Origin of the sequence: Methylothermaceae bacteria B42 (genome assembly GCA_001566965.1) — a bacterium.
Taxonomy (GTDB): Bacteria; Pseudomonadota; Gammaproteobacteria; order Methylococcales; family Methylothermaceae; genus Methylohalobius.
Genome location: LSNW01000006.1, coordinates 30,529 through 48,235, shown reverse-complemented (window position 1 = coordinate 48,235; position 17,707 = coordinate 30,529). Strand labels below are relative to the sequence as shown.

20 protein-coding genes are annotated in these 17,707 nt (G+C 52.4%); 4 read left to right on the top strand and 16 right to left on the bottom strand.

The window, feature by feature from the left end; genetic code table 11:
• Positions 1–3 precede the first annotated feature (3 nt).
• From AXA67_03970 to AXA67_03915, 12 genes are all read right to left on the bottom strand, one after another.
• Positions 4–1,641 (bottom strand): hypothetical protein, encoded by a 1,638-nt coding sequence (locus tag AXA67_03970; GenBank protein ID KXJ41760.1) that lies wholly within the window; start codon positions 1,639–1,641, stop codon positions 4–6.
• Between the two features lie 14 nt (positions 1,642–1,655).
• Positions 1,656–2,558, bottom strand: a complete 903-nt coding sequence (locus AXA67_03965; GenBank protein ID KXJ41759.1) for a hypothetical protein — start codon at positions 2,556–2,558, stop codon at positions 1,656–1,658.
• Positions 2,559–2,700: 142 nt separating this feature from the next.
• Positions 2,701–3,753: a flagellar biosynthesis protein FlgI gene (locus AXA67_03960; GenBank protein KXJ41814.1), complete on the bottom strand. Its 1,053-nt coding sequence runs from the start codon at positions 3,751–3,753 to the stop codon at positions 2,701–2,703.
• Positions 3,754–3,798: 45 nt separating this feature from the next.
• Positions 3,799–4,458 (bottom strand): flagellar basal body L-ring protein, encoded by a 660-nt coding sequence (gene flgH / locus AXA67_03955; protein ID KXJ41813.1) that lies wholly within the window; start codon positions 4,456–4,458, stop codon positions 3,799–3,801.
• Positions 4,459–4,738: 280 nt separating this feature from the next.
• Positions 4,739–5,527, bottom strand: a complete 789-nt coding sequence (flgG, locus tag AXA67_03950; GenBank protein KXJ41758.1) for a flagellar basal-body rod protein FlgG — start codon at positions 5,525–5,527, stop codon at positions 4,739–4,741.
• Positions 5,528–5,940: 413 nt separating this feature from the next.
• On the bottom strand, positions 5,941–6,681 hold the full coding sequence (locus AXA67_03945) for a flagellar biosynthesis protein FlgF (protein ID KXJ41757.1): 741 nt from the start codon (positions 6,679–6,681) through the stop codon (positions 5,941–5,943).
• 11 nt (positions 6,682–6,692) lie between these two features.
• Complete coding sequence (locus AXA67_03940) at positions 6,693–7,922, bottom strand: hypothetical protein (protein KXJ41756.1); 1,230 nt, start codon at positions 7,920–7,922, stop codon at positions 6,693–6,695.
• A gap of 14 nt (positions 7,923–7,936) precedes the next feature.
• The gene (locus tag AXA67_03935) at positions 7,937–8,605 is read right to left on the bottom strand and encodes a flagellar hook capping protein (protein ID KXJ41755.1); all 669 of its coding nucleotides are present in this window, start codon (positions 8,603–8,605) and stop codon (positions 7,937–7,939) included.
• A complete protein-coding gene (locus AXA67_03930; GenBank protein KXJ41754.1) occupies positions 8,602–9,021 on the bottom strand; it encodes a flagellar basal-body rod protein FlgC in 420 nt (139 codons plus the stop codon). Before AXA67_03930 ends, AXA67_03935 begins: the two co-directional genes overlap by 4 nt.
• Positions 9,022–9,024: 3 nt before the next feature.
• On the bottom strand, positions 9,025–9,417 hold the full coding sequence (flgB, locus tag AXA67_03925) for a flagellar biosynthesis protein FlgB (protein KXJ41753.1): 393 nt from the start codon (positions 9,415–9,417) through the stop codon (positions 9,025–9,027).
• A 159-nt stretch (positions 9,418–9,576) separates the two neighbouring features.
• Positions 9,577–10,452, bottom strand: a complete 876-nt coding sequence (locus AXA67_03920) for a hypothetical protein (GenBank protein ID KXJ41752.1) — start codon at positions 10,450–10,452, stop codon at positions 9,577–9,579.
• Between the two features lie 274 nt (positions 10,453–10,726).
• Complete coding sequence (locus AXA67_03915; protein ID KXJ41751.1) at positions 10,727–11,656, bottom strand: chemotaxis protein CheW; 930 nt, start codon at positions 11,654–11,656, stop codon at positions 10,727–10,729.
• 269 nt (positions 11,657–11,925) lie between these two features.
• On the opposite strand from AXA67_03915, the gene AXA67_03910 reads away from it, so the two are divergent.
• The 4 genes from AXA67_03910 to AXA67_03895 all read left to right on the top strand — a co-directional run bounded on the left by AXA67_03910 (position 11,926) and on the right by AXA67_03895 (position 14,431).
• Entirely contained in the window at positions 11,926–12,579 is a 654-nt protein-coding gene (locus AXA67_03910; protein ID KXJ41750.1) for a hypothetical protein, read from the top strand.
• 306 nt (positions 12,580–12,885) lie between these two features.
• Positions 12,886–13,206 (top strand): hypothetical protein, encoded by a 321-nt coding sequence (locus AXA67_03905; protein KXJ41749.1) that lies wholly within the window; start codon positions 12,886–12,888, stop codon positions 13,204–13,206.
• The gene (locus tag AXA67_03900; protein KXJ41748.1) at positions 13,199–13,666 is read left to right on the top strand and encodes a hypothetical protein; all 468 of its coding nucleotides are present in this window, start codon (positions 13,199–13,201) and stop codon (positions 13,664–13,666) included. Before AXA67_03905 ends, AXA67_03900 begins: the two co-directional genes overlap by 8 nt.
• A gap of 15 nt (positions 13,667–13,681) precedes the next feature.
• Complete coding sequence (locus tag AXA67_03895; protein ID KXJ41747.1) at positions 13,682–14,431, top strand: hypothetical protein; 750 nt, start codon at positions 13,682–13,684, stop codon at positions 14,429–14,431.
• Positions 14,432–14,487: 56 nt separating this feature from the next.
• On the opposite strand, the gene AXA67_03890 is transcribed toward AXA67_03895, so the two are convergent.
• From AXA67_03890 to AXA67_03875, 4 genes are read right to left on the bottom strand one after another with little or no spacing between them, the layout of a single operon-like run.
• The gene (locus AXA67_03890) at positions 14,488–15,606 is read right to left on the bottom strand and encodes a pyrroloquinoline quinone biosynthesis protein PqqE (protein KXJ41746.1); all 1,119 of its coding nucleotides are present in this window, start codon (positions 15,604–15,606) and stop codon (positions 14,488–14,490) included.
• Positions 15,572–15,850, bottom strand: coding sequence for a coenzyme PQQ synthesis protein D (locus AXA67_03885; protein ID KXJ41745.1), 279 nt, complete (start codon positions 15,848–15,850; stop codon positions 15,572–15,574). Before AXA67_03885 ends, AXA67_03890 begins: the two co-directional genes overlap by 35 nt.
• Positions 15,847–16,575 (bottom strand): pyrroloquinoline quinone biosynthesis protein C, encoded by a 729-nt coding sequence (locus AXA67_03880; GenBank protein ID KXJ41744.1) that lies wholly within the window; start codon positions 16,573–16,575, stop codon positions 15,847–15,849. The genes AXA67_03885 and AXA67_03880 overlap by 4 nt, the downstream gene beginning before the upstream one ends.
• The gene (locus tag AXA67_03875) at positions 16,572–17,483 is read right to left on the bottom strand and encodes a pyrroloquinoline quinone biosynthesis protein B (protein ID KXJ41743.1); all 912 of its coding nucleotides are present in this window, start codon (positions 17,481–17,483) and stop codon (positions 16,572–16,574) included. The genes AXA67_03880 and AXA67_03875 overlap by 4 nt, the downstream gene beginning before the upstream one ends.
• Positions 17,484–17,707 lie beyond the last annotated feature (224 nt).

Sequence of the window (17,707 nt, the reverse complement as noted above, 5' to 3'; positions counted from 1 at the left end):
GATTTATCTCCTTACCGCGCCGAGGAGGGCGTCAAAGGTTTGACTGGCAATAGCGATGACTTGCGCCGATGCCTGATAGGCTTGCTGAAATTTGAGCAAGTTGGCCGCTTCCTCATCCAGATTCACGCCGGAGAGACTTTCCCGTTCGGTCGTGGCCTGGTTTTTGATGACTTCCCGGGCGTTGCGGCTGATTTTGGCTGAGCGCGCTGTGGTGCCGATTTCCGCTACGATTTGTCCGTAACTATCCTGAAAAGTGGCGGTGCCGCCCAGCATTTTTTTTGCCGATTCTAGCCAGGCCATTTCCAGGGCGTTGCTATTATCGCCAATCGATCCTGTAGAAGTATCGGTTTGGGCGGCGGCAAATTGCCGGGGGTCGGAAATATTCAGACTAATCTTCCCCGCAGCTTGTTGAGTGGGGCGGATTAAAAAAGTACTGGGGCCAGTCGGTGGGGATGCCAAGTCAATTTCGATGCCATCCACGGTGGCCGGAAAAGAGGATATTGTCGTTTGGGTTTGATCGCTCAAGCGTGTCAGGGTATAGGCGCTGCCGTCGTATGCCAATTGATAATCACTGGCCTCAAGGTCGGCGATGTTCACATAACTGGCGGTGACCGTACCAGTGCCCTCTTGGGTGATAGGAATTTCCGGTGCCTGCATGGTAAAGAAGTCCACGCCGGTATTGCCGTCCAAATCGTATCCTGCTTTGTGTAGCTGGTTGAATTCTACCATCAAGCCTGCGGCTAACCGGCCCAGTTTATTTTCCGTTGGAATCATGACTTGTTCCCGGAACTGGATAAGCCCGCCGAGTTCTCCACCGCTGAGTCCTTCATCAATCACCATGGTATGGAATTGGTTCGTCAAGGTAATTTGCCGCTTGTCCGGGTCAAGGGGGTTGGCCTGAAGCCCCAAGGTGCTGCGGTCCGCGCCCATGACCAAGGCATGGCCCTTGCCAATAAAAATATCCACCGCTCCATCGGGTCTGGAAAGTGGGGAGACGTCGATTTTCTCCGACAATTGGTTGATTAACGCATCCCGTTGGTCGAGCAAATCGTTGGGCGGCTTGCCCTGGGATTTACCCACCTCATAGACGATTTTTTCGTTGAGGGTGGCGATCTGTTCCGCCAGCGAATTGATTTCGTTCACATGATCTTGAGTTTCCTGCTGGATTTGAGACTCCATGGCATCCAATTGTCCGCTCAAGGTATGGAAGCGATCCGTGAGGGTATCCGCTTCAGTCAACAGGGTTTGCCTGGCGGGGAGAGAAGTCGGGTCATCGGCGACATCGTGCACGGCGTTGAAGAAGTTTTCCATGGATTTGGCCACGCCCAAATCAGGATCGGCAATGATGTTGTCGATTTTGCTGGTCATTTGATAAAAACGGTCAACCTCTGCAAAGCTGGAAGTGGTGGCTCTGACTCGGTTGGTGAGGAATTTGTCGTAGGCGCGCTCTATGGAAGTGACTTTTACCCCGGAACCCATAAAGCCCGCGCCGGAAAATTGCGGCGGGCGGGCATTGGCGTTGACCCGCTGGCGGCTGTAACCTTCAGTGTTAACATTGGCGATATTATGGCTGGTGACTTCCAGCTTTTGCTTGGCAACCCGCAGGCTGGAGGTGGCGATGTCCAGTATATTGCTGCCCATGGGCTAATTCCTTCCTATAAAGCGGCCAGGGTTTGGCGTTGGTAAAGGGATAAAATCTTGTTGGCGTAATCAGGGTCGGTGGCGTAGCCGGCTTGTTGCAAGGCTTCCAGATAGGCCCTGGGATCGCCCGCCTTGTCTAGCGCCTGCCGGTATCTAGGTTGCTGGAGCAGGGCCACATAATCGTCAAAGCTTTGCCGGTAATTGTCATAGGCTCTAAAATCCGCCTGCTTTTTCACTGCCACGCCATCCAGATATTCCAGCGTGCCGACATTTACCCGGTCGCCTTCCCAGATGCGGCCAGCCTTGATATTGAACAGATTATGGCTGCTGCGGCCATCCGTATGGTGGATGATTTTTTTGCCCCAGCCGGTTTCCAGGGCCGCTTGGGCGATCAGTAATTTGGGATCGACGCCAATTTTGGCGGCTGCTTTTCGGGCTTCCGGCAACAGCGTCTTAACGAACTCCCGGGGAGAATCAAAACGGTCAGTTTCAGATTTTTCCACCGGAGCCAGACTTGGTTTAGCCACATCTTTACTGGATTTTTTTATCGGCATCGAAGGAGATGGAAATGGCCGGCGCTGGTAATCTTCCAGAGTTTTCTGAGTTTGGTCTGCAATACCGTTTTTCGGCTGTAATTGCCGTACGATCAAATCTGCAATGCCGATGCTGCCTTGATCAGATAAATGCATCGCCAATTGCTGGTCGTGCATATCCCGGTAGAATTCGAGTCCATTGCTATTGAAAATCGGGTCTCCCATACTGGCTTGGCGCATTTGTTTCAACATCATCTGCAAAAAAACCGCCTCAAACTGCCTGGCCACTTTCTCCAACGCTTGCTCGCTGTTTTGCCTTGCCTGGCGCTTGAGATCGGCCAGTTGTTTGAAGTCGGTATAGAGATTAGCGGCGGCTTTTTGCATAACTTTAGACTCTCTCACAATGGGGGCGGGGAGAGGTGTTCCGGAAAACGCCGTAAACCCTTCCCTGGGGGCTTGATGGCGGCCATCCAGGCCGCCAACATTTCCGGAACACCTCTCCCCGCACCCTGTTCATGACCTGCTATTAGATGATGATTAACTCTGCCTGCAGAGCCCCGGCGCTTTTCAAGGCTTCCAGAATGGCCACCAAATCCGAAGGCGCGGCCCCCACCTGGTTAACGGCGCGCACCAGTTCGTTCAGAGAAATCCCGGGATCAAACATGAACATATGTTTGCCTTCTTCTTCAACATTGATATCCGACCGGGGCACCACCGTGGTGGTCCCGCCGGCCAGCGGGTTGGGTTGACTCACTTCGGGATTCTCGCGGATGGTGACCACCAGATTGCCGTGGGAGACCGCCGCCGGGCGCACCCTTACATGCCGGCTGATGACCACGGTGCCAGTGCGGGAATTGACAATGACCTTGGCTGCCGCTTCCCCCGGATCCACAGTCATGTTTTCAATCATTGACATAAAAGTGACTTTTTGCGCCGGATCCTGGGGCGCGCCAACGCGGATGGAAGTACTGTCGGCGGGGCGGGCGGTATCCGGCCCCAAAACCCGGTTGATGGCGGCGGCGATTCGTTGGGCGGTGGTGAAATCCGGCTGGTGCAGATTCAAGGTGATGAATTTGGCGGTGGAAAATGCCGAAGCCACGGTCCGTTCCACGGTGGCGCCATTGGGGATGCGGCCAACGCTGGGAATATTGACCGTAATTTTCGAACCATCCTGGCCCGAGGCGGTCAGTCCCCCTACCACCAGATTCCCCTGGGCGATGGCATAAACTTGATTGTCGATTCCTTTCAGGGGGGTCATTAACAATGATCCCCCGCGCAGGCTTTTGGCATCGCCGATGGACGATACCGTCACGTCAATGGTCTGGCCCGGTTTGGCGAAGGGGGGCAAAACCGCATGCACGGAAACCGCGGCCACATTTTTGGCCTTTGGATCGACGCCTGGCGGCAGGGTGAGCCCCAATCGGGTCAACATATTGCGCAGTGCCTGGCCGGTGAATTTGGTTTTGTCTCCCGTGCCGTTGAGGCCCACCACCAAACCGTACCCCACCAATTGATTGTCACGGACACCGGCAATGGAAGCCAGGTCCTTGATCCGCTCCGCCGACACAGGCAGGGCCATGAAAAGTAAAAGCAAACTTCCGGCAATGAACTTCACGCGACGCTCCTAAAAGGGAAAAAAGAGGCTGTTAAAGAACCGGGTCAGCCACCCCACTTCCTTGACATCCGCCATGGCGCCCTCGCCGGTGTACATGATGGTGGCATCGGCGACCAGAGTAGAGGGAACCGAATTATCCGCGGCTACATCCACTGGGCGCACGATACCGGCCAGCCGCACATATTCATGACCGTCGTTGATGGTAATCCTTTTTTCGCCTTGTACTCTTAAATTGCCGTTGGGGAGGACTTCCACCACTGTCACTGTGACGTTGCCCTTGAGCTGATTACTCTGATTGGTCGCCCCCTTGCCCTTGAAGTTTTTGTCCGTAGTAGCCTTGCTTTCCCATTCGATGCCCAAGGTTTTGGCCTGGCCAAACAGGATTGGCGCGGAAGCGGAAATGCTGTTCCCCTTTTTGATTTGCATATCCGCGTCCTTGGAAGCCTTGGTGGCCTCCACCAGGCGAATGGTGAGGATATCGCCCACCCGGCGGGCGCTGATATTTTCAAACAGACGCATATCCTGGTTAGCCTGATAGATACTCCCTGTGGGATGCAAGGGCCGGGATTGATAGCGGGGCGGAATGGGGGCAAACGCTGGATTATGGCGGGGCATGGATTCCGGCAGACTGGTACATCCTGTGACCATCAAGCCAGCGAGACCAACCATGATCCAAGGTAAGGATGAATATTTTTTTTTCACCGCAAAGACGCAGAGGGCGCAGAGTCTAAATATTTGTCTGCCCATCGAGGCCCATGCCGGGGGATTGCCTTCAGGGACGCCGTGAACCCTTCCCTGGGGGCTCGGACGCGGCCATCCAGGCCGCGTACGCCCTTCAGTCAATCCCCCGGCATGGGGTCCAAACGTTAACAAAAAATCAATACTAACATTAGAGTTCTCTGCGCCCTTGCGGTGAAATAAAGCTTTCAATGACATAATCCTCATTGGCTTATAAGTTATTTGTCACGAAAGCCAGCATCTGATCGGTGGTTGAAATGGCCTTGGAATTCATTTCGTAGGCCCGTTGAGTCTCAATCATGTTGACCAACTCTTCCACCACGTTGACGTTTGAGGTTTCCAGGGAATGTTGAGCCAGGTCGCCCCGTTCGTCAGTGCCGGGATTGCCAACGGTCGGGGGACCACTGGCAACCGATTCCCGGAACAGATTCTCGCCAATGGGTTCGAGTCCTGTGGGATTGACGAAATCCGCCAGCTGGATTTGCCCCAGTTGCACGGGGGTGGCGCTGCCCGGCTGCAAGGCGGAGACAATGCCATCCTTGCTGATAGTGACGCTGATGGCATCGGGCGGCACGGTGATGGCAGGTTCCAGAAAATAACCGCTGTCGGTCACCAATTGACCTTCCGAATTCAATTTGAAGGCGCCGTTGCGGGTATAGTTGATTTCGCCGTTGGGCATCAGGATTTGGAAGAAACCCCGGCCGGAAATGGCCACATCCAGGGCGTTGCCGGTCTGGATGACGTTGCCCTGGGTGTGGAGTTTTTCCGTGGCGACAACCCGCACGCCAGTGCCCAGTTGTAGTCCCGAGGGGAGTTGCGTGCTTTCGCTGGATTGGGCGCCCACTTGGCGAACATTCTGATACAAAAGGTCTTCGAACAGGGCGCGTCCTTTTTTGAAACCAACCGTGTTGACGTTGGCCAGGTTGTTGGAAATTACCGCCATGCGGGTTTGTTGGGCGTCAAGGCCGGTTTTGGCCACCCATAAGGCTCGGTCAGTCATGGTGTCATACTCCTATTAAGTACCTATCTCGATAGAGGCGTGGAGCGGCTTTTGTAAAACGCCGTGAACTCATCCCTGAGGGCTTGATGGCGGCCATCCAGGCCGCCAACATTCCCAAAAGCCGCTCCACGTTCCTTCTCAACTTTATTACTGATGATACGCAATTTACGTTACGGCAAGGACAGCGCCGTCACACCCTCTCCCCAACCCCTCTCCCAAAGGGAGAGGGGATTCAAGGTTGGTTTCGTCGCTCCCTCCCCCGCTTGCGGGGGAGGGCCGGGGAGGGGGCACCCTGTTCTTGCCCGCGAGCCAATGACAGGCTTCCTTGCCAGATCGCGCACTGCGTTTGAGGGCTACTTTGGAATGACAGTGCGTAACATCAATTGACATTATCAATTGGCACACATCCTCGGTTAACCCATGCGTAAAAGTTGAGCGGTGGCATCGGCGTCTTCCTCGGCGGTTTTCATCATTTTGATTTGCAATTCAAAGCGCCGGGCCAGTTCGATCATCTCCACCAGCGCGGAAACGGAATTGACATTACTGCCTTCCAAAGAGCCGGGGATCAAGGTGACGCTGGCGTCGGCATCGGCGGTTTCGCCATTTTTCAAGCGGATTAACCCGTCCAGGCCTTTTTCCAATTGGGCTGGGTCCGGGTTGACCAGTTTGATTCGGTCCACAATCACTAAGGTATCGGGATTTTCTCCCAAGGGAACAATGCTGATGGTGCCATCCTGGCCGATATCAATTTTTTGTGCTGGCGGAATGGCAATGGGGCCGTTCTCTCCCATGACCGGCAAGCCATTGCCGGTTTCCAGCAAGCCGTTGGGGGAGACGCGCAGATCCCCCCGCCGGGTATAAGTTTCCGATCCGTCCGGCGCCTGCACCGTTATCCACCCTTCTCCTTTGATGGCGATATCCAAATCCCTGCCGGTGGTTTGCGTTGCGCCGGGGTCGAAGTCCGTGGCTGGCCGCTCGTCCAGCGCATAGACCCGGGAGGGATGACCAGGCCCAAAGACCGGCATGCTGCGGAACTGCTCCAGGTCCGCCTTGAATCCTGCGGTGTTGACATTGGCCAGATTGTTACTGACCGCCGCTTGCGCGTGCAAGGTTTCCTTTGCCCCGCTCATGACCACAAAAAGGCTACGATCCATTAGTGGTTACCTTATCGGATGTTCAACAAGGTCTGGATGATCGTGTCTTCAGTGGAAATGCTTTCGGCATTGGCTTGATAACTCTGTTGGGCAACAATCAAGCGCACCAATTGCTCAGATAAATCCACGGTGGATGCCTCCAGGGCGCCGGATTGCACCGTACCGAGATTGCTTTCTCCGGGCGCGCCAAGAAGCTTCTCCCCCGAGACCGAACTTTCCGCCCACTGGGTATCGCCCAGTTTGATAAGACCTTGTTCGTTCTGAAACCGGGCCAGGGCCACCTGGCCCAGACGTTCGGCGTTGCCGTTGCTGAAACGGGCGAACAGTACGCCTGCGTCGCTGATTTCCAAACCGGTGAAATCCCCGGCGGGGTAACCGTTTTGAGTCAAGGCGTTGACGCTGAATTGGGTATTGAATTGGGTGGATTCGGCGTAGTCGTAAGTGATGGTCAAATCATCAGCGCCAGTGATCGGATGGGGTGCATAGCTGACTTTGGTGGCCCCCGCGTTGCCATCCACGCTGACCAGGACACCATTGGTGTTGAATTCCAGCGTGACCGGGTTTTTTGCCGGGTCCAGCGGTTGCCCGTCCAAATATTGATAGACGTCCCACTGATTGGGTGTTGTCGGATTTTTGGCCACGAAGTAGGAGGTGAGAGAATGGGGATTGCCCAAGGAATCATAGACCGTGACCGAAGTGGCTTTATTGTATGTGGCCGGGTCCGCGGGGTCGAAAGTTGCTACGGCAGGAGCGGTTCCCGCGGCATCCAGATTGAGATTCATGTTGACATCGGTGGAAGCCTTGGGGTCGCCCTTGTTGGTTTCTACCTGAAGCGCCCCCTGGCTGAAGTCTTTGCGCCAGCCAAACAAATATTGTCCTTGATCGGTAACGATATAGCCATCTTTATCCAGTTGAAACGCGCCGTTGCGGGTGAAGGCGGTAGGTTCGGTGTCCGGGCTATCGCTCAAGGAGAAAAATCCCCGGCCGCTGATGGCGATATCGAGCACGTTTTCCGTATATTCCAGGTTGCCCTGGGTGAACATTTGCGCAATTTCCGTAACCCGCACGCCACTACCGATGGTGGTGGTTCCCGAGCCGAAAAAGCTGGTGGCATAGACATCGGCAAATTCCGCCCTGGATTTTTTGAATCCTATGGTATTCACGTTAGCGATGTTGTTGCCGGTGGTTTGCAAATCGGCCGAGGCGGCATGGAGTCCGCTGAGTGCAGTATTAAATGCCATTTATTTCTCCTTTGTTACAGAATTTGCTGGATTTGTTTAAAATCGACGCTGCCGATACCCTCCAGATTGACTTTGATGCCGTGGCTTTTTCGGTCCAGGGAGACGCTTTCCACGGGGGCGATCACTTGCGTTTTAAGGGCCTGGTTTTCACCATCCACCATGCCTTCCGCCCGGAGTTGATAGACGCCTGGATTAGCATAGGTGCCGTCATCCTTGAGGCCGTCCCAGGAAAAGTCAGTGATGCCCTTGTCCAAAGCACCCAGGCTTAAGGTTCGGACAGTCGCGCCGCCGGTGTCCAGGATTTGCACGGTAACCGCCGTGGCGGGGTTTTCCAATTCGATGGCACCGCTGACGGGATCATTGGCAGTCAGTAGCGCTTGCTGGCTTTCGACCAATACTTTTCTGCCCACTAAATTGGAGGCTTGAAGGGTTTGGTCGGAACTGATGGCGGAGGCGAAATCGGCAAAGGATTTTTGCAATTCCTGAATGCCGGTGACTGTGCCAAATTGCGCCATCTGGGTTAGGAATTCCGTGTTTTCCATGGGCTTGAGCGGGTTTTGGTGGGTCATTTGGGTTGTCATCAATTTGAGAAATTGATCTTGGTTCAGTTTGTTACGGGGTTTGGAAGGCGCTTCTGGCTTGACCAACCCCAGCTCTTGCAGTTTTTGGATTTCCATGCTTATTGACCTAATCGCAAGGTTTGTAACATCAATTCTTTGGCGGTATTGAGTACTTCAATATTATTTTGGTAAGAACGGGAAGCGGCGATCATATTGGCCAGATCTTCCACCGTGTTGACATTGGGCTTGAAAATGTAGCCTTGTTCGTTGGCCATGGGGTGATGGGGGGCGTACTCCATTTGTAATGGCGCCTTGCTTTCCACCACCCCGAGAATGTTGACTTTGGTGGCCGTGCCATGGAGGCGGTCAAAGGCATTTTGGAATTGGGCGGCGAATACCGGTTGCCGGGATTTATAGGTTTGCTCGATGCTGCTACTGATGCTGTCGGCGTTGGCCAGGTTACTGGCGGTGATATTGAGCCGCACCATTTGCGCGTTCATGCCGGAACCGGCGACATCGAATATTTTGAACGAGGCCATGATTTATTCTCCTTTCAAGGCAAGCATCAGGCTGGAAATCCTGCCATTGATAAAACGCAGGGTGGTTTGATAACGCAGGGCGTTTTCGGCAAATTTGGCTTGTTCGATGTGTTCTTCCACGGTGTTGCCATCCAAAGAAGCCTGTTGTGGCACCCGGTAAAGCAGCTTGCCTTCAATCCCGTCTTTGGATAACGAGAGATGGCCTGGTCGGGTGGTCTGTAACGGGATTTCCTGGGGCTTGGCTTCTTGCAGTAACCGGTCAATGTTAAAGTCCCGGGCTTTATAACCCGGCGTGTCGGCATTGGCTAAATTGGAAGCCAAAAGTTCGGTCCGTTTTGCCCGAAGTTCCAGTGACTTCGGAAAAAAACCAAGGGCATTGTCAAAGCTGATTTTCATTGATTCCATTCCTTAGCAGGGTTTAAGCGTTTGCTAATACCTTATGCAACGCTTGTGCCAGGGAATGAGTTTAATTAATTCAACAACTTATGTGTGGGTAATGGCGGAAGGTGGCAATTTTTTGCCGCTTTAAGAAGGAGGGAGGGGAAATGGTTATGATCAATCCATGCGGCGATAGTAACGGGTTCCGTGGCCTTGTAGCGTTTTCAAACCGCTGAGGCCAGGAGGGAGGGATTCCGTGGAACTTAGAAATAAAGATCCTTCGGGTTTAAGACTGGCAATCATGCGGTTTAGGATATGTAGTTTGACTTCGCTGGAAAAATAAATCAAAACGTTACGGCAAAAAATGACATCAAATTTACCCATCATGGAAAAGGAGTTGAGTAGATTGAAAGGTCTGAAGCTGACTTTGCTTGTGATTTCAGGTTTTAATTTCCACCCTTGTTCCGAAGAGACGAAGTAGCGTTGTTTCAAGGGGGTTGGGAGACCGCGGGATAGAGCGTATTCTGAATAGACAGCTTGGCGGGCAATGTCTAAGACTTTATGAGAAAGATCCGTGCCGATAATTTGTAATTTCGGGAGTTTTATCATGTGGAGCCGGGCGAATTCTTGCATGGCAATACAAATGGAATAAGGCTCCTGGCCGTAGGAACAACCAGCCGACCATATCCGTAAAGAATTAAAAGGATGCTTGGTCAGCTCTGGGAGAATCTCTTTTGTCAATACATCGAACTGGCGGCCATCCCGGAACCAATAAGTTTCATTGGTGGTGATGGCATCAATTATGCGGGTTTTTATTTTTTGGGGCAGGGTGTTCTTGATCAGGGCATCAATCAGATCATTGACGTTGGAAATCGCCGTTTCCCGAAGTATATTGTCGAGCCGGCTTTGTACCATGTAGCGTTTACTGTGTCCGATGGCAATGCCGCATTTATCGCGCATATATTGCTGAAAAGCGTTAAATGCTTGGTCGGAAATGGCATTGTCGAAGAGGCCGGATGGGTTAGAGGATTGTAATGCTCCGCCCTTGAACATCACCGATTTCCTACTGGAAAAAATTATGGAAGAGAGGAGAGATAAAAAACAAGAGAATGAGATGAGTAATCAGGACCACGTCATTTAAACACGTAAAGGATTGATGGAAGGCGCAGGTAGTCTGCTTCGAAAAACGCCGTGAATACCTCCCTGTAGGCTCCGTGCTGGCCTCTCTGCAAGCAGACCACCTGCCCCGGCTTGAATGGATGACGGAGCCCTGGATGAGTGGTGAATTGTTCCATCTCATTCTGCATGATGGCAGCACCCACAACTATCAGGCAGCTTCACTATGAATTTTCAAGCGTTCCAACACGGCATTGGCCAAATCATCCGGGGCGAATTTGGCCAGAAAGCGATTGGCGCCGACTTTTTCAACCATGGTTTGGTTGAAAACGCCGCTCAAAGACGTATGCAGTAAGATATACAGGGCCTTCATGTCCGAGTGTTCCCGGATTTTGGTGGTCAGGGTGTAACCATCCATAATGGGCATTTCAATGTCGGAAATAATCATGGTTAGAAACTGGTTAAGATCCTTGCCTTCTTCCACCCAGCCTTTCAGAATTTCATAGGCGTGTTGACCGTCCTTGGCCAAGGTGCATTCCACGCCTAATTGTTCCAGGACGCGCTTGACTTGATTTCTGGCAACCAATGAATCATCCACCACCAGAATGTGATGTTCCTCAGATTCGAAGGTTTGATCGATAACGCCTTCCGATACTTCCTCGCTACCACCGGTGATTTCCTTCATGATTTTTTCCACATCGATGACTTCAATCAACTCGTTCTCGAATTCTGTCACCGCGGTGAGATAACTATTTTTCCCTGCCGCCTTGGGCGGCGGTTGGATTTCATCCCAGCCCATGTTAATGATCCGGTCCACCGAGCGCACCAAAAACCCCTGCACCGATCGGTTATATTCACTGATGATGGCGTAACCTGTGCCATCGCGGGGTTGCGGGGTAGAGCCAATACCTAATGATAAATCCAGAATGGGTACCGTGCGCCCGCGCAAATGGGCAACGCCGCACATGACTGGATGAGCGTCGGGGATTTGGGTCAGGGGCGGACAACTGATGACTTCCTGTACCTTGAAGACGTTGATGCCAAAACGTTGGTGTCCTTCTAGCCGGAATAAAAGCAGCTCCAGACGGTTGTGTCCGGCTAGTTGGGTTCTTTGATCGACTCCGGCTAGGATGCTGGCCATGTTGCGTCTCCCTGTTTTTCTCTTGGGCTGGTTGTCAGTGAAAAATTTATGGGTGCCACAGATAATTTATCTGTGAATGAATAAAATTGGCATTGAAATGCCTGAATACATCAGAGTTTCTTTTCTTGTCGGCAAATCCAGGAAGAACTTGAGCTGAATTTGGATAAATTAACGGCACCAATTTTGCTAGTGACAAGGTGGACAACAGCAAAAGCATAGTTATGAAATGTAAGACGATTTGGGTGATAGTGGGTGGATGCCTTTGGTTTATGCCTGCTTATGGCGATTCTGGTTATCAGAAACTCGCCGGTATCCGCAATGCCGTCGTTGACTACCTCTCGTCAAAAATCCGACGCCAATACCAAGATTTTGACATCGATGTGTCGGCATTGGATTCCCGTTTGAAATTACCGGTTTGTCAGCGCCCTTTGGAGGTTTTCCCGCTGCGCGGCACGGTTAAGGCTGGGGCGCATTCGGTGGGCGTGCGTTGCAATGGGGAGCATCCCTGGACGATTTACACCAAGGCCGTCATCAAAGCCTATCGGCCGGTAGTGGTATTGAACCAGGCGCTACCAAGGGGCGCGATAATCCATAAAGATGCGGTGGCATTGAAACGCGTGGATATTGGCAGCTTGCGCCAGGGCTATTTCTCCGAGCCCGGGCAGATACTCGGCAAACAGTTAAAACGTTCCTTGCCGGAAGGGAAGGTTTTGAATCCCGCGATGCTGACTTCGGCCAAAGTGATATCGAAAGGAGATAAGGTGGTGATACGCGCCAGTTCTCCGGTTTTGGAGGTTCGCATGGGCGGGCATGCGCTAATGGCGGGTGCGATGGGCGAGTCCATCCGGGTGCGGAATGACCGCTCAAATAGAATCATTGAAGCCATTGTCCAGGGACCAGGTCAAGTCATGGTCCCATTTTGACCAGGATTCTGTCATCTATTCCAGCCGGGGCAGGTTGTCTGCTTCGAAAAACGCTGTGAATACATTCTGGCTGCGCAATCGAGCTGTGCAAGAAAGCCCTGCCCAAACATCCTTGTTCGGGCGCTCGCCCATGTAGACTTCACGCTGGCCTCCTTGCTGGCGAGCCTTTCGAATCAGACCGCAACGAATGAAGAAGAAATCTAGTCTAAACTTTTTAAGTAAATGGCCGATTTTAAATATGAGAATTATGGTTGGCTTGTAATATTAGGTCTGACCACAGGAAGGCAATGAAACGAGGAAAATTACATGGCTATTGATCTGCGGACGGTGACAGGCAAGGCAGTTGATCCGGCGACGGGGAAACCGTTGTCGCGTCAGAAAATGCCGGTTGAAACCAGCAGTGAATCCCCTGCTCAAGCAGACGCGGTTTCTTTGACTGATGCCGCCACGAAATTAAGAGAGGCTAGTCAGGCATTTGTTTCAGAAGCGGTCATTGATACGGCATTGGTGGCCAGGGTTGCCAGTGCTTTGAATGCAGGGACATACGAGATTGATGCGGAACAGATTGCCGCAAAGATCATTGAAATGGAAGCTCAGCTTCCCGCCGAGGAAATGAGCGATGGATGATAAACTTGAGGCTTTTTCCGCATGGCTCCGGCACTTGACGGTTGAAACCGAAAGGCTCCATTCGCTGTTAGAACAAGAAAGCGCTGCGTTGGAGGGACGACAGGTTGAAGCGCTGATTTCTTTGAGTGAAGAAAAAAACAAGACAGTCACCCAAATTAATGAGTTGATGGTGCAACTTTCGAGTGCGCCCAAAGCCGGGGAAGATTTTATCGAAAGCCTATTCAATGCCTTGGATGTTGGTGAGGGTTCCGAAATTGTCCGGCAATGGCGGCGGATCCAGGAGCTGACCCGCCGATGCCGGGAAATGAATGAGACCAACGGTGCTCTGATTGCGTTAATGCAAGAAACCAACCGCCAGGCCATGACTTTGTTTTTCGGACAACGGCGTGAGCAGGTCGATTATGGCGCGGATGGTCAAACCCGGGCTAATAGCGACGCGCGCTTATTGGGCGCCGGTTAAGTACGAGCGGCTTCCATGTTGCTACTGAAAAAAATATTCCATAAAGAGGAAACACAATCCAAACCCCATAATCCCCATTTTCTTACCGAGCGGGAGCAGATTATCGATCTCCTCCAGGCTTTACAGGAAGAAAAGGTGGTGATCTCGTTATATTTTGTCGATCAACCCGGTACGGGATATGCTTCCTCTATCACCAAGGTTTGGGACGGGGGGGTATTGTTGGATCGCGTATGCAGCGAAGCAGGGCACGCTGAATTATTGCAAAAAAAACGCTTCAAGGCGCTGGCAAAGTACGAAGAAGTTTCAGTGACGTTCGATTGCTTTCTGACGGGGATTTGCAAGGAAAACGAGTCGGTTCAATACAAAATAGTGTTGCCCGAGAAAATTTACTTTCCGCAAAAGCGAACTGTCTTCCGGGTCAAAACCCGGTTATTTAAACTTCCGATTCACATCAAAGCGGAAGGCGGGGTGGATTCGGTGCCCGATGTGGTGGTTGGAAGGGTGGAAGATATCAGTATGGGAGGGATTGGTTTTACGCTGGAGCCTTCCATTTACGTGCGCAAAAATGATGTGCTTCGATTTTGTGTGCTGCGTTTGGGGGAAGACAAGCATATCAATTTTGATCTGGAAGTGCGTAACGTGAAAACATTGCGGGATGGCCGTTTGCTGCGGGTGGGCGGCCGTTTCGTCAATCTTTCCCGAAAAACCGCCAAATTGATCCGCAGCGAAGTCATTCGCCTGGAGCGGATGATGAAAAAGGATTAAGCAAGAGCGTAATTGCTCAGGCCCGATGGGTGGTCTGTTCCGGTATGGGAGAGTAATTAAGCAAGCGTTTTTGAATTTTTCGGATTGCGGAAGACCAGCGGCGCTTCTTCCGGTTTATTGGCGCCTTCTATGATTTCGTCAATCAACTTTCTTTGCGGAGATTTTGAGCACACAGGATCGGTGGCGTTCATGTCGCCTGTCAAGAGATAGGCTTGGCAGCGGCAGCCGCCATAATCCCTGGCTTTTTCATCGCAGGAGCGGCAAGGTTCGGGCATCCAGTCGAATCCCCGGAAGCGGTTGAAGATTTCCGATTTCTCCCAGATTTCCCTGACGCTCATTTCCCGAACGTTGGGGAAGGCGTCAATGGGGAGTTCCCGGGCTGCGTGGCAGGGGAGGGCGGAGCCGTCGGGGGCGATGGTCAGAAAGGTCGTGCCCCAGCCATTCATACAGGCTTTGGGGCGGTCTTCGTAAAAATCGGGGATGACGTAATAGATCTTCATTTTGCCCTTCATCTTGTCCTGATAGCGATGGGCAATGGCTTCGGCCCGCTCGAACTGTTCCCGGGAAGGGAGCAACTGAGGGCGATTGAGATGGGCCCAGCCATAATATTGGGTATTGGCCAGTTCCAGATAATCCGCGCCCAGTTCGATGGCCATTTCCAGAATCCCTTCCATTTGTTCGATATTGTGGCGGTGGATGACCACGCACAAGACCATGGGATAGCTGTTGGCTTTCACCCAGCGGGCCACTTGTTTTTTGTGTTCGAAACTTTCGGTGCCCGCCAGGAAGTCGCTCAAATCCTTTTCCGGCGCCTGGATGCTGACTTGAATGTGATCCAGCCCCGCATGCTTCAATTGCCGGATTTTGTCTTCGGTCAAACCGTAGCCGGAGGTGATGAGGTTGGAGTAATAACCCAATTGGCGGGCGTGGGCGACCAAGTCTGACAGGTCTTGCCGAGTCAGAGGTTCACCACCGGAAAAACCCAATTGTACCGCCCCCATTTCCCGGGCCTGGGTTAATACCCGTTTCCAATCTTCAGTGGATAATTCTTCTTTGTAACGGGCGTAATCGACAGGGTTGGAACAGTAAGGGCACTGCAGTGGACAGGCGTAGGTGAGCTCTGCCAGCAGCCAGCGGGGATTAGTGATCTTGGGTTTGGATCCAGCCGTTTTCAAGCGCAATCTCCAGGAATTCTTGAATGTCTTTGGTTAGACCGGTGGTTTGGAACTTTTGCTCCAATTCAGCGACGATAGTTTTAAACGTATGCTGGCCATCGCACAATTTCAGTATCTCAGCCGAACTGGCATTCAATTCCACCATGCCTTCAGGGTACAGAATCACATATTTTTGCTGGGCTTCTTCCCACTGCAACCGGTGCAGGGGAGAAAACGCCAGTGGGATATCGGGATTTAGGCTCATTGAATATTGAAATAAGGTGGTTGATTATTGAGATAGGCCATTTGCATGGCGTCTAACATGGACCATAACACATCCAGTTTGAATTGGAGAATCTCCAGGGCCCGTTCCTGCAATTCTCGGCTGCGGCCAAAGTAATCCAGGGTGAATTCGAGCCCGTGTTCCACATCACGCCGGGCCTGGCTGACGCGCTTTTGAAAATAGGTCAAGCCTTCGGGCTTGATCCAGGGATAAAGCTCAGGCCATCCTGCCAACCTTTGTTTATGAATGGTGGGGGCGAACAGCTCGGTCAAGGACGAACAGACCGCCTCTTGCCAGGGAGCGGTGCGGGCAAAGTTGAAATAGGCATCCACCGCGAATTTAACGCCCGGCAAAACGCGCTGGAGGGAGGTGATCTCTTCCCGATCCAGGCCACAGGCGATCCCGAGTTGTATCCAGGCTTCGATGCCGCCGTTGTCCTCGCCATTGCCGTCATGATCGAGGATTCTTTGCACCCACTCGCGGCGGGTTTCCCGGTCCGGGCAATTGGCCATGATGGCGGCGTCTTTGCGGGGGATCATGATTTGATAGTAAAAGCGATTGAGCACCCAGCCGCGGATTTGTTCTTCGTTCAGCTTCCCCTCGGCCATCATGAGGTGGTAAGGGTGGTAAATGTGATAATACTTGCCTTTCTCCCGGAGTTTGGCTTCAAACTCCTCCCGAGACCAAGGTGTTACATCTAAGCTCATAAAACAATCTCCATGCCATCATAAGCAACCTCAATGCCGGCATCGGTTAATTGCCGGCGCTCGTTGGAATCTTCATCCAAAATGGGATTGGTGTTATTGATGTGGATCAAAATTTTGCGCGGCTTGGGGACTTTACCGAGCACTTCCATCATGCCCCCCGGACCAGATTGGGGCAGGTGCCCGATTTCCCGTGCCTTTTTGGGATTGCCTACTTTGGCCATTTCGTTGTCGGTCCAGAAAGTACCGTCCACCAGCAGGCAATCAGCCGTTTGCATGGCGTCAAAGACATGGGGTTCGATTTCACCCAGTCCAGGAGCGTAGTAAAGCTTTTTGCCGGTGGAGATTTGTTCGACTACCACGCCGATATTATCGCCAGGATGGGGGTGATTTCGGTGGGGAGAGTAGGGTGGCGCCTTGCTTTTGAGGGCATGACTGTAAAAATGCAAATCGTCGATGCCGGGGATTTCAAAAGCACTGCCGTCCAGGGGAACCGGGTGGCGGTTGACTTTGCAGTAATGATCCAGCATGGCCAGGACTGGGAAGCCAGAGGTTAAATCGCCATGCACAGGGTCCGTGCAATAAATGTCCAGCGGCTTGACGCTTTCCCGCAGGATTAACAAGCCCGTGGTATGGTCGATTTGTGCATCAATCAGCACAATGGCGTGGATGCCGGTATCGCGTACGCCCTGTTTGGGTTGTAATGGCGGATGGGCTTCCAGCTGGAAGCGGATATCGGGAGAAGCATTGAACAGTACCCAACGCTCGCCGTCACCGCTAACAGCAATGGAAGATTGGGTTCGTGGTTTGGCGTTGATTTCCCCGGCGCGCAACCGGCGGCAATTGTCGCAATTGCAATTCCACTGGGGAAATCCACCACCGGCGCCTGATCCTAATACTCGAATTTGCATAAACAATCTGCCTACATGCTGGTGTTTCGTTTTCTTTCCAAAGATGTTAGCGTCGGGATGATCACCCTCAAACTCTCACGGATGAGTCCACCTCGTCCCACGGAAGGAAAACCGGCTTACATCATTGTGTCAAAAAGGGTGCTGAAGATGCCATTGAAATTAAATGTAATCCACAAAAAAGGGGCTTCAAAAAGAAACCCCCTTGGAATCAAAAGCAAAGCTTG